The sequence below is a fragment of the uncultured Psychroserpens sp. genome (assembly GCF_947500255.1).
Lineage (GTDB): Bacteria > Bacteroidota > Bacteroidia > Flavobacteriales > Flavobacteriaceae > Psychroserpens.
Genome location: NZ_CANMRL010000007.1, coordinates 122,077 through 138,887, shown reverse-complemented (window position 1 = coordinate 138,887; position 16,811 = coordinate 122,077). Strand labels below are relative to the sequence as shown.

Below are 16,811 nucleotides of genomic sequence, written 5' to 3'. Positions count from 1 at the left end.
CAAACGTATGTTTAATTTAATTATTAATGAATTCTGATAAAATCAAATCTAAGACAAATTTTGAGTTAGCCGTTTCCTCTCTAGATAGGAGTTTATCTGGTATACACCCATTACCTTCTAAGCGTTGATTGCTAAGCCTTAAATATTCTCCTGTAGGATAAAACAAGACCATACCATTATTTAATTTATAGCTTTCTCCAGATAGCACTTGTCCTGCTGTTTTATTCCCAATAATTTTTCCTCTTTGAACATCTTGCACACATGACGGAAAAACATCTCCACCACTACCAGAACGCTCATCTACTATAACAAAAATATTTCCAGAATATACTTTTAAGCTTGATTTTAATTTTAAAGGTTTAAATTCTCTACCATTATAATTTATGAGTTCAATTAAGGATTTTGGATTGCGATTATGTTTTTTAACAAATGCCTCATGATCTTCCCGATGCATGAAGTATTGACAAACTCTATCGCGAGGGATAATCATACTTAATAGATGCTGTACATTTTCAGAATTACCTCCTCCATTACTTCTTAAATCTAATATAATATTTTCAGTATGTTTAGCTTTGTCAAAAAAAGACTCAATAGCTCGCCTATCGTATACATTTGAAATAAATGAATTCACAGTAATTACAGTTGTATTTGCGTTTAGAGCGTACATAGAATCCTTAGAAAAAGATCTGAACGAAAAGTATTCTATATTCAACTTTAATAAGGTATCATTTCTAATAACTGATACTGTATCGACTTGACCATTATATCCTTTCAACAGGTCTTTAAATTTAATTTTTTTACTATTAACTTCTATAATATAATCGCCAGTTTTAATGCCAGATTTTTGAGCAGGACTATTGTCTACGATCTTTGTTACAAAGTATCCCAATTCTGTTTTTGCAAGATTCGCTCCTAAACCAAAGCTTGAATTATCTTTTAGTTCTTTGATCTCATCTGGTGTCCAAATCCAAAAATGCGACAATCCGTAAGAATCAAAAATTTCATTCATTGTTAGGACAAAAGTCTTAACTGTTGTCGTAGTATCAATATATTTTTGATGTTCTACAATTCTATCTTCAAAGTCATCAAAAGTTTGATTAAAGGCATAGCCTTCTTTTTTTACTTTTTTAATTGTCTTTGCAATTGCTTTTTGTTTTTCAGAAGTGTTCACGCTATTTTGAGGAGATACATAGCAACAATAAAAACATACAAAAATCAATACGATTGATTTGTTTTTCATAAATAAAACGCTTCTTATTCCAAGTTTACAATAATGTCATTTAATAAAACTAGCACAAATTCTTCTTACGAAAGTTATTTGAAAATAAAAACAGTTGCACTTTACAAAATGTGACCAAACTGTATTTTTAATCACATGAGTATACCAAAATATTTACTCGGTCTCTATAGCCTTCTTAGCGTTAATTTCGCTAAGAGTTTTCCAATTACCTTCTTCTGTAACTATCTCGTATTTCCATTGGAAAGAATCGTTAGTTATATTGTGAAAAGTTATTTGCCAAGTTTTAGTTGTATCACTTATTTTCAGATTATCATCCATTCGGTTCCCTTGAAATTGAGATGATAATTTATGTGGTCTGGAATTCATGACTGTAATCTCCCAAAGTGCTGTCTCTGGATTAAAAATAAACACTCCAGATGCAAAATACTCTTTTGTAACTGCATTCGGAGAATTGTCTTCTTGCCACCAATTGTTGAGTATAGCATGACCTCCTAAAATATACTCCCATTTCCAAAACGCTTTATTAGTATACCACTTTTCATTTCCATTTTCATCCTTTACCAAATCTTTTGAAACACAATCCCATAAGCCGACAAGTTGCCCAAACTCAATGGTTTGTTTTGGAGCTTCAGGATTAATCATTCCATAGTCGTAATTGTATGGATCATTATTATTCTCAGTTTCAATTTCCGTTGTTTCTTTTTTACCATTTGAAGTACCATTACAATTTAGCAAGCTTAATACTAATATGGCCATAAAATATCGTTTCATATATTCTAAATTGATTGTTAGACTACTTTCATTAAATAGCTATAACTGATTAAATTAAATGCTGTGTTAAAACTAAAGTTTAGTAGTTTAAAGTTCCGTTTTTATCATCTGGTGGTATTAAAACAAAATCGTAGCTAATCAAACCAAAGGCAACAATTTCATTCTTGGTATTGAGCTGTCCTTCAAGCATCATTTTTCTAATTGGTCTTAGATCTATTAGTGTCCATTTATTCTTTTTTCCTAAACTTAATACTATAGATAAGCTTTTAAATTGGTCATTATTAATAAGATCTTCACCATTCTTGTAACGTGGTAAATAGAAAAAAGATAAAAATTCGGTGTTATTGGCCTTTGCCTTTTCGCTTAAAAATTTCCCAATATCATTTACACCTAACTGAGAGGTTGAATGGGTTAAGTGCACACTACCAAGTTTTAAAACAACTTTTGGTTTGGCTTCTTTTTTAAGCAGTTGATTATACTTTATCATGAAATTAGATTTCATGTAATCTGCTCGCTCTTGGTTACCACCTGAAGCTGTTTCTTGTTTACAATAAATACCCATACTTGTTTTAAGAGCATTAATGTATTTAATTGCGGAATCGTTGCTATCAAACTTTGAAAAAAAAGCATTGAGTGTCTCATTATCTTTTAGCCAACAATTTGATGTTTCGCCCTTAGGTAATTTATTTTTGAATATGGCATTCTCAAGCACTACTTTGCTTGCATTATAAAGTTGTATAAATTCTGGTGTCTTATTATTATAGTGCTCATAGAGTCTATCTAGATGCATTTCATACGAAAAGAGATACTCTTGATCCAAGCCCCAAAAATTATAACCTAGAGACGAGGCTGTATTGATAAATTTGACATCTTCAACTTTATCAACAAAAATCAAAGGGATTTTCGGGAATTCTTTCTTACCATATAACCTATTCAGTTTATTAATATTTAATCGAGTGTCTTCAGGGTTAACAGATATTTCTGCAAGTATTTTGGCAGAATACGGACCTAATTCAAGTGCAAAATTATTAAAACATTGCTCACTCAATAGTTCTAAAAAGCTGGATGTAAAATAGCTTAATTGCTCTGATTGATGAACTTCTGCAATACCAATGAATTGTGCATTTTTAGTAATTTGTTTTAATTTTTTATACATCTTATTTCCTTGAAACTGATGATCCTTACTAAGACTGAAATACGTGGTATGATCTTTAAAATCATTTGTAGTCATACTGTTTTGAGAAAAACTATAATGAGAGCAAATGATTAGAGCAACAAATCTAATTATGTTATGTAGTACTTTATTTTTCATAATTCATCTTACTTAAATATTTTTTTGTGATTCCTTTTAACTCGCTTTACAAATTTTTCGGCATCGTCATTTGAAATTATGGAATAGTTAGAGAGCCATTTAACAATGTCAATTTCTAGATAAGGATATCTACTTTTTTGATCATTAATATCATTAAATGAGTGATCTAAATTTTTATATTCTATGTAGGTAAGGTCAATTTTCTCATTGAGCTTATTATTTAAAGTTCTAGCAGACTCAACTGGGACATTAGTATCTTTACTACCATGTAGAAGCAAAACAGGTATTTTAATATGTTCTAAATAATTAATGCTAGGATCGTTCCAAAATGATTTCCACCTCTTATAAGGTAATCCAGCCCATAATAAACTATCGTCTTTTGAATTATTGATCTCTTTAACCTTCCGTTTGAGATCATTTTCAGATTTTAGGTTTAAATAACCTGGCTCTTCTTTAACTAAGATTTCTAATTCTTCAATTTGAGATATTCCTCCTCCACTACCAATTAAAATCAAATGGGTAACCTTGTTACTTTTTGCTGCTATCTTTGCTGCGATATCTCCACCTTCACTACCTCCTATTAGAATAATAGGAATATCATTTACATCTTTTGAAAAATACTCGATAACTCTCAAATGGTCAGACAAGCGCGTGTCTTTATCATAAAACCGATGGCACTCTTTTGTGTTAATTTTATCAGGCAAACAGCCACGTTTTTCCATAACTATGGCTCGCCCTCCCATTATGATTGCACTGGCAAGGAAATTTATTTTATCTGTGACACTATTACATCCAGAACCCTGAATGTAAAAAAATAGCGCTGTCGTTTTGTTACTTAGTTTTTGCTTCGTTATGAGTTCATACGTATTGAGTTGATATCCATCATTGGCCACAACGATTTGATCTTTAGCATAAATTTTAACTTGAGAAAATACACTGTACGAAAAAGTCAAAATAAAGCATAATAGTAGTGTTCTAAACATATGATCAATATTTGAAGGTTAATTAAATGAGAGAAGCATAGATTAACACATGAAAATCTAATCTTAAAAAATTTTAACTAAAACAAACCTTACTTCTCTCATTACTACTCTATAAATTAATAGTTATAGTTTTTAATCTGAGTATTATCCGCTAGCAGTTGTTATACAATAATAAATAATCATTAAATCAAATACTTATGAGAATACTTCAATTGAGTCACTTATTATAAAGTGTGACTCATTTAAAACACTTTATTTAGTTTCCAAGTTCCACCAGCTCCTTTAGTTTTCATTTTCACGGCATAACCCAGATCTTTACTAATCCAAATTGTTTTCTCTCTTATTCCAATTGATGAAACTTTCCAAGTATCATATTTCTTTCCAGCTACTTTTACGATTTCTTCATCTACTACTTTAATATTTGCCCAAATCATTGATGATTCACCGTTTAGATCAAATGTAGGAATAGAAGCTGTATAGCCCATTTTTAGTGGTAATGCTGCTATATAATAATTAATTATAGCTGGTTCGAAGCCGTTATGAGGATATTCTTTATTGTAATCGACTGGTTTATAATCTGATCCTCCCTTAGGTTTTAAATTCCCTTTAAATACACTTTCTTTAAAACTAACATCAATGATATAATCCTTAAGATCTAATACTCTTCCTACATATTCAAGTGAATTAATATCAAAATAGATTTTGTCTGGAGTACCAGACTCATTTCCAAAATAAATATTCATTTCATAAACCTCTTTGTCATACTTATTTACTTTTTTTAGGTCATAAATCATTTTGCCTCCCATTTTTTTGTATTCAATTTTATGAGGCTGGATTTTTGAATATTCAATTTCGGCTTGTCCTGGAATTACTTTGTCATAAATAGGCCCTTCACTTACTTGTCCATTAGAACAAGAAAACATGAACATACAGCAAACAAGTACAATTATATATTTAGCTTTCATTTTTATAGTTTTTAGTCATTATTTATAGGATTAAAATTTCCAGCTACCTGCTGCAGGTGGTTTAATTCCTTTCGCTCTCAGATACATCATGGTTTTACCGTGTTCGCGTTGCAAATGGCTAAAAACAATCAAGATACCTTTAAGTCTGGTAATTTTAATTCCACTCCCTTGTCTTCCCCAACTTATAGTTTCAGACAAGCTTTCATCACTAAGAGCTTCTATGTTTTCCTTGAAATACTCAAAAGATTTCTCAAGTATATCAACTACCGCTTTTTTCTCTTGAGGTGGATTTTGAGGATTTGGCATTTTAAATGAAGGCATTTTCCCAAAAATCATAGACCCTAAACCAATATTGGATTTTGTTGTATGATTTAATTGATTAGCAAAGTTTCTAATAGGTTCTCCTGGGGAATAATTAAAATCATCGGCTGGCATAGCTTTAGCAGATTCGACCACCATGGCCGACATAATCTCCCAAGAATCCACCAAGTCTTTTTTCGTTATTGCTTGATTTTGAGAATACATAAATGAGGTGCATATAAATGCAAAAATCATTGTAATTGAACGTTTCATTTTTTTATAAGTTTTAAGTTTAAAATAAAACTAGCGACATTGAGATTCAACAAAAAAGAAATGTTATAACTGGAACTAATCTTGTTATAAACTTCAAGTCTAAAGTTGAGGCACTTTGTTAGGATTTAAATCATGTGTTGACGTTCACAACAACAAAAGAGTTTTTCATAACAATAAATTCTATATCATTTGATTTTTTATAATTTAGAGACTTACTATCTAGATGAAAAGACTAATCGAAATTATATTGAATGTTGTTTTGTGGGCTCTTGCTATGCATTTCATAATTAGAATATTTAGCTTTGAGACTGAAAACGTAACCTATTATGACATTGGCGGCTTAGAGTCTATTACTAAGACATACAATTACAAACTCCAATATGCTTTAAAGACGACATTTATCTTTAAAATTGTGTTTTTCTATTTAAACCTCTTTTACTTTTCTAAATTATTCTTTCTTAAAAAGTATCTTAAATATATTCTACTATTAATAGTAAGTATAGCTATACTTCTTGTTGCAGAGTGGATATTACTATCTTATACATGCGAAATTTTATGTTTTGAAAGCTATAAAAACATAGGCATTGGTCTTTATATTTTTTTAGTTGTAATATCATTAATTTATAGTTCGTTTTTGCAATGGAAAAAAGATTTGAAAATCAAAAATCAGTTAGAGCAGCAAACCACTAAAACTGAGCTTAAACTTCTGAGATCTCAATTAAATCCACATTTCCTGTTCAACAACTTAAACAACTTACTATATATTTCAAGAAAAGAGAAACAAACTGAAGTTTCAAAAGGCATTAAAGGACTATCAGAATTGTTGCGTTTTATGCTATATGACAATAGTCAAGAAAAGATTTTTTTAAAAAAGGAAATCCAATTCATTAACAGCTTTATTGATTTAAACAAACTAAGATTTGAAAAAACCGATGATATCAAAATCACTTTTGATATTTATGGTGATACAGAAAACATTAAAATCACGCCATCTCTGCTCATTCCATTTGTAGAAAATGCTTTTAAACATGGGATTGACATTTATCAAAAATCCTATATAGCTATTACTTTGACAGTAGAAAAAAACAACATTATATTTACAGTGACAAACTCTATAAGTACCGAAGTGCCTATTGCTAGAGAAGACTCAGGTGTTGGATTGGAAAATGTAAAAAAGAGACTAAATATCCTTTATAAAAATAAACATAACTTAAAGATTATTAAAGCCCCAAATACCTTTACAATAAAGCTACAATTAGAAGTTGACATATGTTAAATACAATAATCATAGATGATGAGCCAAATGCAATTAATTTGCTAAAAGACTATAGTAGTAACATAGGCAAAATAAACCTTATGGCGTCTTTTAGAAATGCCATAGATGGTATGAATTTTATTGAAAATAATGTTGTTGATTTGGTGTTATTAGATATAAACATGCCAAAGTTATCAGGTATTTCATTGGCGAAACTTATCAATACAAAAGTTGGAGTTATCTTCACAACTGCTTATTCTGAATATGCCGTTGAAAGCTATAAACTAAATGCCATGGACTATTTATTAAAACCCATAGATTTTGACAGATTCATTGAAGCTATAAACAAAGCAGATAATATTATCAATAGCGCTCCCTCAAACGACACAATAATTATCAAAAGTGGTTATAAAATATTTCAAGTTCATTTAAATGACATTTTATATTTAGAGAAAGAAGGCAATTATATCACTTATCATCTTAAGGGCAAATCAATTTTAGTGAGAGAAAATGTTGGTACAACTTTAGATAACTTACCAAACTATTTTAAGCAAATACATAAATCGTATATAGTTCCACTTAGCAAAATTGAAATCATTGAACAAAATCATGTGCTCATTGGCTCTAAAAAAATTCCAATAGGTAGAAGTTATAAAAACGAAATTGATCGTTTTTTTAAAAGTGATCATAAATCATGACCTATTAGTTATCTAAAATCTTCATCAAGTCAACAATAGAAATATTCTTCTTTACTATCTTTCCTTCTAAATCAATTAAAAAAGTTGTAGGTAATTCTGTTATTCCATATTTAAAAGCTGTACTTGGATTTTCTTGTTCATTAATGAGATTAATCCATGGTATACTATTCTTACTAATTGCTTGTTTCCAACTTTCTAAATTTTTATCTGTAGAAATAGAAATAATTTCCAATCCTTTTCCTACATCCTTATATTTATCATATATATTTTTATATACAGGAATTTCTTTAATACAAGGTCCGCACCAAGATGCCCAAAAATCTATCAAGATGTATTTTTTACCAATATAATCTTTAATATCAATTAGGTTTGACGAGCTGTCTTTTAAAACAAAGTTTATGACAGGCCTATTTAAAATAATTCTCGATTTTAATTTTTTAGCTTCTTCAATAATTATTGGTGTAATAAATGAATTTAGCTTATCTCTTTTAAACCTATGAAGTACAGTGTCGACTAACTCTAAATGTGTTTCATCCCATGTTTGCATTACTTGATACAAACTAATCGAAGATCCCATTTTATTTATAACAATATTTTTAGTGATCTCGTACTGCTCTTTTTTATATGTTTTTAATAGAGTGTTGAGGCTATCCAATTGTTTTGAATGTTTTGATTCATCTTGTTTAGAGAGTTGATTAATTTGCTTTTTTATTGGAGATATATAATTCATGTAATAAGTGCTTCCAATTGAAAAATATTCATTGGCGAGATCATTATCTATGGAACCATGAATACCAACTTGTTTATTATTTGAATTACGCCATTTTTGAAAAGGAAGGTTTATAGAATCGATTGTAACATATATTTTTGTTGCATTTTTATTAAAATACAAAGGTGTTGATGCTGAGCACGTAGAATCCTTATACCTAATCGCATAATAACCTGGCTCTACCAAAGGCAATGAAAACTTAAAAGTCCCATCCTCATTTGGTACTAGCGAATCAATAATTAAGTAATCCAATTTTGGCATTAAGCGCTTCTCTAAAAAAACCTGACTGCTACTTATTGAATTAACAACCTTACCAGATATGAATGCTTTTTTGTTATCATCTATAAGATACTTTTCATAGAGTATATAACCTCCCATTATAAATATCAATATAAAAATCACATAATATAACAATCTGTTAGTTCGCTTATTCTTCATCTTTAGTTTATTATAGGTGATTCTTCCCATTTAATGAGTTCGTGATAGCAATTGCCAACATATACATTAATTATGGTTAATTTAAGTCGTATATCATATTTGGATAAAAACCATTGGTCATAATCATCTACATAGAGTTCCGATACTTGATTTCCATTTTCATCCTCCATAAAGGCGTCATCACTAACGCGTATTAATAGTCTACCAAGATCAAGATTATCAGAAAATAAAATTTCAATCTCACCATCTTGTGTTTCAATATCAGACATTGGACACGCATTATCTGGATTTAACTGCTCCTGAGCTGGTTCAGTTTGCTCGCAACTAAAAAGGTCGTCAAAATTAAATATCCATGAAGGCGATTCACAACTAATATATATAGCTCCAATTCTTTGATTCTGATTGTCATTGGAAGGACTCTCTTGAGTGTTTTCTGAACATGATAGCATTAGAAAGAAAGCCAGTACAAATGCTATTTTTTTAAAATCATTTTTCATAATAACAGTTTTTACTTCTTAAATATTTTAAACTAAGGACTTATAATTATCTTCATCAATCATTTATCAAAAACAACTTAGATATATCATAAACCTCTTGCAAATCAAAGTTTTGAGGTCTCAAAATACCTGTATCACTATTAGCACATATCGCAACTACAATATCATCTTCAACAAGCTTTAAAAGAAATGCTCTTCCGCCAATTGAACTGCCTCCATGGTGTATTAATGTACGTCCTGTGTTACTAAGATAGGTATTCCTAAAGCCAAGAGCATAGTCTGAAGCAGTATCATCTCCATTCTTAAACTTTTGAATTTCAAATAGTTTTGATTGCGACTCTTTGGAAAGCAGACTATCTAAATTTTGCATCATGAGCACTAAATCTTTAGCCGTTGAAATATAGCCTCCACCAGCATATTTATTACTTAAATCCACCTCTATTGCATTTTTAATTTTAGTAGAATTTATTCCAGAAGAATACCCCATTATAGAATCTGATTTCTTTTCTGGAAACGTTGATAGCATTTGTAATGGTAAAAAGACCTCTTGACTCATGAAATTGATATAGTTAGACGATGTAATAGTTTCAATCAAACGACTTAAGAGCACATAATTATATGTACTGTACTTATAGTTAGTCCCAGGTTCAAAAAGCAATTGATCATTTACAAAAGGTTCTAAACTTTCTTTAACGCTGTTGTAGTGTTTATTAGACAACATTTCAAAACCGTTATAATGTCTTATACCACTTTGATGAGACGCCAAATATTTTACTGGGATAGTATATTCTTTTTTTGGAAATTGAGAATAGTAATGAGATACGTTTTGATTGAGATCTATTTTGCCATCCTGAACAAGCTTCAATACACCTATAGCCGTCATACTTTTAGAAATACTGCCTATTCTAAATAAAGTTTCATTAGTAACAGGACGGTTATTTTCAATATCTGAACAACCGAAACCTTGATTCCAAATAATTTCACCCTGAATTGATACACAAATTGAAAGTCCAGGGATATTGTATGTTTTCTTTAATTTCAGAATGCTATCTCTCGCCTCAACAATTACTTCTTGAAAGCGACCGTCTTGCAATGTATATTTATTATCACTACCCAAATCACAGTTTGCTTGAGTATATGTATAGGACTCTCCTCTTTGAATTAGGCGATAAAATGTATCATAATTAAAAAGAATTACACCAAAAATAACAACCAGAAGTAATAAAAATATTCTTTTTATCAGTCTACTAACAAATCGTCTTCTATTTAATTTAAAGGTCATTCTTTTATCTTTTAAAGTGGAGGTTTACGTTCAAACTAAAAGAAATAGTTGCGTATTCCTTGGTATCTATTTCTATGTCTGTTGTTTCTTGTTCTATGCCTTTCTTTTCTTAACTTGTTTCTTAATTCAATATTTTCACCTGTAATCGTCTCCACTTGATACTCAGAATTTTTCGAATTATCTGTGACTTTAGGTCCACAAGACCAAATACACGCTATAGTTATGGCTATAACAATTAATAAATAAAATAAGGTTCTCATAATTTTATGTGTTTAGTTTGTGCTGATTATCATTCAATCATCATTCCTGCAAATTTTAATTGACCTTCATTATTATTTTCAATATTTATAATTAACGTTTCCGTACTATTTTCAGTTTTAACAGTTACAATTACCTCATCCAAATCAATGTTTATTCCAACAACTTTCCCTCCTTTTATTTTCTGATGGAACTTTTTAAAATAATTAAGATGCAATTCCATAGGAGCCATATTAATAAAATGATTGGTTCCATTGTTTTGTATGAAGGATGTCCACTTATTTTCATCGTTTTGGTTTAACGTTTTGACAACTAATTCTACCAAATCATCAACTTCATCTTCATTAAAATCTTCCATTTCTATATCTCTGTTTTCAGGATACATAGGTTCAAAATCTTTAAGTATGTACAAAGCTCCAATTTGAGAAGCTATAATCTCGGAATAACGCGTGGCCTTATTATTTAATACGATAATCACCATATCATCGTCCAAATATCTCCAGAAGTCGGCAAAGAAAATACCATTCCCTCCATTATGAGCTGCAAGTGTTGTGCCTCGTGAAGTTTTGTACATTGCCCAACCATAAGCATAATAGGATTGAGCATCACCTTCTTTAACATAAGGCGTGAAATATTTAGTAATTGCCTCTTTTGATAAAACCACATTAGATTTTAAAGCGTTATGCCATTTGTACATATCATTAGCCGTAGATAGTATGCCTCCATTTGCTTTTAAATGCCAATACGGTGCATCTATATCCCAAGTTAACTCATTTGGCTTACCAAGAGCTTTGTCTTTTATATCATATCCATATGCTACATTTTGATCTGAAAAAGTAGGTCGAGTATATCCCGTTTGTTCCATTTTTGATGGTTTCCACAAATTGGTATATAAATAATTTTCATAGGATTGTCCTGATACCTTTTCTATAATCATTCCCAACAGGGAATAACCAACATTTGAATATTCATAGGCGCTACCTGGTTCAAATAAAAGTCTTTTCTTAAAAGCTCGGTTAATAAAACCTTGGGATGTAATAGCCTCGTAATCATCACCAATTCCAGATAAGAATCCCGAAGAATGTGTTAACAATTGATGAATAGTAATGCTTTTTTTATCCTCTGGTATATTATCAAAATATTTAGTAATCTTATCATCAACCGATAGCTTTCCTTGCATTTCTAATTTTAATATCCCAGCCGCAGTGAATTGTTTTGTAATAGAACCTATATCAAAAACAGTTTGAGACGCATTTTTTATTTGTTTACTCCTGTCACTAAAGCCGTATCCCTTATTAATTAAGACCTTGTCATTTTTAGCAAATAAAATAGAACCTGAAAACCCACTTTCTTCAAGTTTAGATAGGTAAGCTTCTATACGATTCACTGGGTTATTTACATTTGAGCTTTGAGCCATATGAGCTTCCTTTTGTTTGTCTTGTGATTGACAGCCAAGTGTTAACAAGACAGACAATACCATTGTTTTTAAAATTGTATGTTTCATGACGTTAAATTTTAATTCAAAACTAAAAGGATGTGCTCGCTTTTCTTAAAATAGTTTATTTAACCCACAATATTTGTTATGAAATTCTTTCTGTTTTAAATATTTAATAGTTCATCACAAAAAATATTCATTTGATAACATTTCATTTACCGCACTATTATTTTACTTACTATGGTTTCAAGGTTATACTCATTTTTAAAAACAATGATATAATAACCTAAGGCTAGATTATGTGTTATTCTATTCAAACCTTTGTGTATTGGTTTTGTAAAAACCAAGCTTCCTAGGTTGTTATAGATGCTAATTTTTCCTGATTCATTAGACTTTAGATTGAAAGTTGATTTTGAAGGGTTGGGATAGATAGTAAATGTATTTAGAGCTAATTCTTCTTCATCAATAGACAATGATGATTCATTTAGATGAAATGACAATAAACCACTCCATATGATATCGGGTAAACCGTCATTATTTAAATCATTAGTATTAGTTGTTCTAATAGTGATAATGTCATTTTGAAATACTAAAGTTCTAGGTCCAAAATCACCTCCTCCAAGGTTTTCATACCATACAGCAATTGCCAATTGAGGAATCACTGTAAAAATATCTGTATCTCCATCATTATCGAAGTCGGCTGTAGCAAATGATTTTGACCTTGAGTTAGTATCAAAAACATTGGGTAAGCTATTAAAAAAGCCGTTTCCTAAGTTTTCATACCATCGAAAATCTGAATTAGAATTTCCATTTATGAGCAAGTCTTCGTCTCCATCATTATCTAAATCATCTAAATGAACCTCTAGTAAAACCAAATTGTCTTCAGGTAAAATAGTAGCACTTCGAGCAGCGTCATACATTAGGGCTCCATTTACATTCATAAAAATGAATAATTCTAATGATGCGATCAATACATCTTCATCTCCATCATTATCAATATCGCTTAATTCAAAACCATAATACTCTGCTAAAACTGGTAACTCTGTAATCGCCCAAGTAGTACTACCTATATTATTGTATATTCTAAAATTAACATCACCTAATGCCAAAATTTCCTTCACTCCGTCGTCATCTACATCTGTGATTTTTATACCAGCAGGATATGGCAATGGTGTCATATTAATAATTTGATAAGATGAAAAAGCACCTTCATCATTGTAAAACACATAAACAAGGCTATCATTAATTAATGGTCCTGTAGCCACAATATCAATCCACCCATCATTATTTAGATCGCCAGCGTCTAAGTAAGTAAAACTCGTAATTTCAATATCATCAAAATGCACGATTGTGAAATTATTATCTCCTTGATTCATGTACAAGGATATACCTTCATTACTACCATTTTTAGCAATTGCAATGTCATTAAAACCATTATTATCAAAATCATGACTTATGATTTCGTTTGTCAAAACTGAAGAGTTCACCAAATCCAATTGTGTTCTTGCACCAAATTGAGCATAACAACTAAACGTCATTAATAAAGAATACAATACTATTGCGCATTTTAGACAATTTATTTTCATAACATTTACTCTAAACGAATTATATAACTGTTATTTAATGTCTTCAAAAGATTCCTTAGGTACCAATTGTTATTGTGATTATTTGTGCAAGAAAACACAGCGAAAGACATAAATATTAGCGCAATAACTTTATCCGTTTTCATATTTTTTCACTAAGTAACAACAAAAGCTATTGTTTTTAAGCTATTGTGTTCTTAACAGGATTACAATTTGCAAAGTGTGACTTCTTTTCAATTACTACGTCTTATAATAGATTTCAAAATTTCATAACATGAAAAAGTAGTTTCATAACAAAGACTATAAAAGAGCATTTAACTTATTAGTAAAAACCTATTTTTACTAAACTTTGTAGTATGAAACGAACATTAGAAATAGTATTAAATATTATCTTTTGGGCAATATGTGGTTATGCCATCTTAACCATATTTGTTCCTCAAAGTATTGATGTGGATATTGTTAATGATAAAGAAATAGTAAAAAATATATATGGTTACGATAAGTTTGAGAATCGTATTCTAATAACAAACATATTAAGCATCCTCATAACCATAATTTTCTATTATTTTAATGTTTATTTTCTTTCAAGATACTTTTTCAAGCAACAGCATAAAAAATATATCAAATTCTTAGTACTGTATATTGGTATTGTCTTTTTAATTAAACTAATAATAAATGTTCTATTCTTTGGGTCTGAATTTCTCGCGGTCAAAAGTCTAATCATAAGTCTATTAATTCTACTTTTCTTTGCTGGTATTTCCTTTGTTCATATTATCATACTGAGATGGCAAAAGGAAGAAGCTCTTAAGCAAAAATTAAAGGAAGATAAACTCACTGCCGAATTGCAATTACTAAAATCGCAAATCAATCCGCACTTCTTATTTAATGCGCTAAACAACTTACTATCCATTGCCGAAAAACACAAACAAACTGAAGTCTCTTCTGGCATAGCGCAGCTCTCAGAATTATTGCGTTTTCTATTACATGACACCTCAGATGAAACCATTCTTTTATCAAAAGAGATTGAGTTTATAGAACATTATATTCAGCTCAACAAACTGAGATTTGATACTAATGACCCAATATCAATAGCATTTAAAAAAGAAGGCGATTTAAGCAATATACATATTGCTCCTGCTCTATTAATTCCATTTGTAGAAAATGCTTTTAAACATGGTATTGATATTTATAACAAGTCATTTATAGATATAAATTTAACGGCGAGTAATAATACCATACACTTTGTATGCAGAAATTCATTAAAAGAAACGAGTAATACAGATACGATGTTAGCTAAAAACTCTGGAATTGGCTTACAAAATGTGAAGCGAAGATTGGACATTTTATATCCAAATAAACACGATTTAAATATTTCAATAACCGATAATACTTATATTGTTGATCTTAAATTAGCTTATGATTGAAGCCATAATCATAGACGATGAGCCAAAAGCCATTGAACTATTGGAGAATTACTGCAATAGGTCCAGTGCAATTTCATGTATAAAATCATTTAGAAACCCTATTGAAGCTTTACAATTTATAGAACAAAAAACACCTCAAGTCATATTTCTTGATATTAATATGCCCAATTTATCTGGCACGCAATTAGCCAAACTAATTCCGTCTAATTGTCATATTATATTTACAACTGCTTATCCAGAGTATGCTGTAGAAAGCTACAATTTAAATGCCACGGATTATTTGCTCAAACCCATAACATATCAGCGGTTTTTTAAAGCTGTAGATAAGGTATCAATAGCTTTAAAAAAAGAAACAGAACTTAAAAACAAAAGTACTAAGCCCACTATTATTGTAAAAAGTGGGTACGAGAAACATCAAATTTCTATAGATGACATTCTGTATTTAGAAAAAGACGGTAATTATATGGTGTATCATACTCTCAAAAAGAAGATTTTAGCCAGAGAAACTATAAATACAGCTCTTGAGCGATTACCTGAAATGTTTATTCAAACTCATAAATCTTTTATCGTATCTATACAACATATAGAAGTACTAGAATCAAAGTATATATATATTAGCGATGTTAAAATTCCTGTGAGTCATCGCTATAAAGCCAATCTGGAGCAAAAACTATCCTAAGACGGAAAACCAAGCATTTCTCCCATTCCAACTGTAAATAACCAACAGCCATATATGGCATGCTCAATAGAAACTAAAAGTGTTGACTTTGTTTTCTGAAATGTTAATGCGAAAAGAATTCCTCCAATAAAAGTCAATATCATAACCAGTCCGTTTCTAAAAAAAATATGTGCTAATGAAAACAGTGCTGCATTGATACATATGAACAATGTATTACTTTTAAATAGTTTTCTATAACGCTGAAAAAAGAAGGTTCTATAAATTAATTCCTGCGGATATACCGAAAAAAAACTGTACACAAATAGAATCATTAACCATAAAAGTGGTTTGTTTAAAAGTACCACAAAGAGGTTCTCAGTATCGACAAACCACATATAAAGTGTTGTCAAAACAGCTATACCTACCAATTGAATTAATGTACGCTTAAAAAAGGTATTCCAATCCAAGGTTGGTGACATTTTAAACATCAATTTTTCAATTTTCAGCAAAACAAAAATCACATATAAAAAACCTAAAAGTCCTATGACCATTTTTATCCATAACGGATAATGTATAGCAAAACTTACTGGGACTAAAATGAAAATGATAAAAAACTCTGAAAGTTTATAACGTGTTGATTGCATGATCTAAATATAGGCAATTATTAGTG

General features: G+C 30.1%; 17 protein-coding genes. 4 read left to right on the top strand and 13 right to left on the bottom strand.

The features are described from left to right. Nucleotides 1-16: 16 nt before the first annotated feature. The 6 genes from Q0783_RS17115 to Q0783_RS17090 form a co-directional block, all read right to left on the bottom strand. Nucleotides 17-1,240: a S41 family peptidase gene (locus tag Q0783_RS17115; protein WP_298897174.1), complete on the bottom strand. Its 1,224-nt coding sequence runs from the start codon at nt 1,238-1,240 to the stop codon at nt 17-19. Between the two features lie 153 nt (nt 1,241-1,393). Then, complete coding sequence (locus tag Q0783_RS17110; RefSeq protein WP_298897171.1) at nt 1,394-2,011, bottom strand: hypothetical protein; 618 nt, start codon at nt 2,009-2,011, stop codon at nt 1,394-1,396. Between the two features lie 79 nt (nt 2,012-2,090). Continuing rightward, nucleotides 2,091-3,323: a hypothetical protein gene (locus Q0783_RS17105; protein ID WP_298897169.1), complete on the bottom strand. Its 1,233-nt coding sequence runs from the start codon at nt 3,321-3,323 to the stop codon at nt 2,091-2,093. 8 nt (nt 3,324-3,331) lie between these two features. Continuing rightward, nucleotides 3,332-4,306 (bottom strand): alpha/beta hydrolase, encoded by a 975-nt coding sequence (locus Q0783_RS17100; RefSeq protein ID WP_298897167.1) that lies wholly within the window; start codon nt 4,304-4,306, stop codon nt 3,332-3,334. 242 nt (nt 4,307-4,548) lie between these two features. Further along, nucleotides 4,549-5,271, bottom strand: coding sequence for a hypothetical protein (locus tag Q0783_RS17095; RefSeq protein ID WP_298756873.1), 723 nt, complete (start codon nt 5,269-5,271; stop codon nt 4,549-4,551). Nucleotides 5,272-5,301: 30 nt separating this feature from the next. Continuing rightward, nucleotides 5,302-5,844, bottom strand: a complete 543-nt coding sequence (locus Q0783_RS17090; RefSeq protein WP_298756871.1) for a DinB family protein — start codon at nt 5,842-5,844, stop codon at nt 5,302-5,304. A gap of 223 nt (nt 5,845-6,067) precedes the next feature. Between Q0783_RS17090 and Q0783_RS17085 the strand changes: the two genes are divergently transcribed. Together Q0783_RS17085 and Q0783_RS17080 are read left to right on the top strand one after the other, a co-directional pair. After that, entirely contained in the window at nt 6,068-7,120 is a 1,053-nt protein-coding gene (locus tag Q0783_RS17085; protein ID WP_298897165.1) for a histidine kinase, read from the top strand. Then, nucleotides 7,114-7,797, top strand: coding sequence for a LytTR family DNA-binding domain-containing protein (locus Q0783_RS17080; protein WP_298897163.1), 684 nt, complete (start codon nt 7,114-7,116; stop codon nt 7,795-7,797). The genes Q0783_RS17085 and Q0783_RS17080 overlap by 7 nt, the downstream gene beginning before the upstream one ends. Nucleotides 7,798-7,801: 4 nt before the next feature. On the opposite strand, the gene Q0783_RS17075 is transcribed toward Q0783_RS17080, so the two are convergent. The 6 genes from Q0783_RS17075 to Q0783_RS17050 all read right to left on the bottom strand — a co-directional run bounded on the left by Q0783_RS17075 (nt 7,802) and on the right by Q0783_RS17050 (nt 14,014). Further along, entirely contained in the window at nt 7,802-9,004 is a 1,203-nt protein-coding gene (locus tag Q0783_RS17075) for a TlpA disulfide reductase family protein (RefSeq protein ID WP_298897161.1), read from the bottom strand. Between the two features lie 2 nt (nt 9,005-9,006). Beyond that, on the bottom strand, nt 9,007-9,501 hold the full coding sequence (locus Q0783_RS17070; protein WP_298897159.1) for a hypothetical protein: 495 nt from the start codon (nt 9,499-9,501) through the stop codon (nt 9,007-9,009). A gap of 55 nt (nt 9,502-9,556) precedes the next feature. Continuing rightward, a complete protein-coding gene (locus tag Q0783_RS17065; RefSeq protein ID WP_298897157.1) occupies nt 9,557-10,783 on the bottom strand; it encodes a serine hydrolase domain-containing protein in 1,227 nt (408 codons plus the stop codon). Nucleotides 10,784-10,818: 35 nt separating this feature from the next. Further along, on the bottom strand, nt 10,819-11,043 hold the full coding sequence (locus tag Q0783_RS17060) for a hypothetical protein (protein WP_298897155.1): 225 nt from the start codon (nt 11,041-11,043) through the stop codon (nt 10,819-10,821). A gap of 29 nt (nt 11,044-11,072) precedes the next feature. Then, the gene (locus tag Q0783_RS17055) at nt 11,073-12,545 is read right to left on the bottom strand and encodes a serine hydrolase domain-containing protein (RefSeq protein WP_298897153.1); all 1,473 of its coding nucleotides are present in this window, start codon (nt 12,543-12,545) and stop codon (nt 11,073-11,075) included. 146 nt (nt 12,546-12,691) lie between these two features. Continuing rightward, on the bottom strand, nt 12,692-14,014 hold the full coding sequence (locus Q0783_RS17050; RefSeq protein ID WP_298897151.1) for a T9SS type A sorting domain-containing protein: 1,323 nt from the start codon (nt 14,012-14,014) through the stop codon (nt 12,692-12,694). 401 nt (nt 14,015-14,415) lie between these two features. Between Q0783_RS17050 and Q0783_RS17045 the strand changes: the two genes are divergently transcribed. Further along, the gene (locus Q0783_RS17045) at nt 14,416-15,483 is read left to right on the top strand and encodes a histidine kinase (protein ID WP_298897148.1); all 1,068 of its coding nucleotides are present in this window, start codon (nt 14,416-14,418) and stop codon (nt 15,481-15,483) included. Then, nucleotides 15,476-16,162, top strand: a complete 687-nt coding sequence (locus Q0783_RS17040) for a LytTR family DNA-binding domain-containing protein (protein ID WP_298897146.1) — start codon at nt 15,476-15,478, stop codon at nt 16,160-16,162. Before Q0783_RS17045 ends, Q0783_RS17040 begins: the two co-directional genes overlap by 8 nt. Here Q0783_RS17040 and Q0783_RS17035 read toward each other — a convergent pair. Next, nucleotides 16,159-16,785 (bottom strand): CPBP family intramembrane glutamic endopeptidase, encoded by a 627-nt coding sequence (locus Q0783_RS17035; protein WP_298897144.1) that lies wholly within the window; start codon nt 16,783-16,785, stop codon nt 16,159-16,161. The two genes, Q0783_RS17040 and Q0783_RS17035, sit on opposite strands and share 4 nt — an antisense overlap. Between the last annotated feature and the right edge of the window lie 26 nt (nt 16,786-16,811).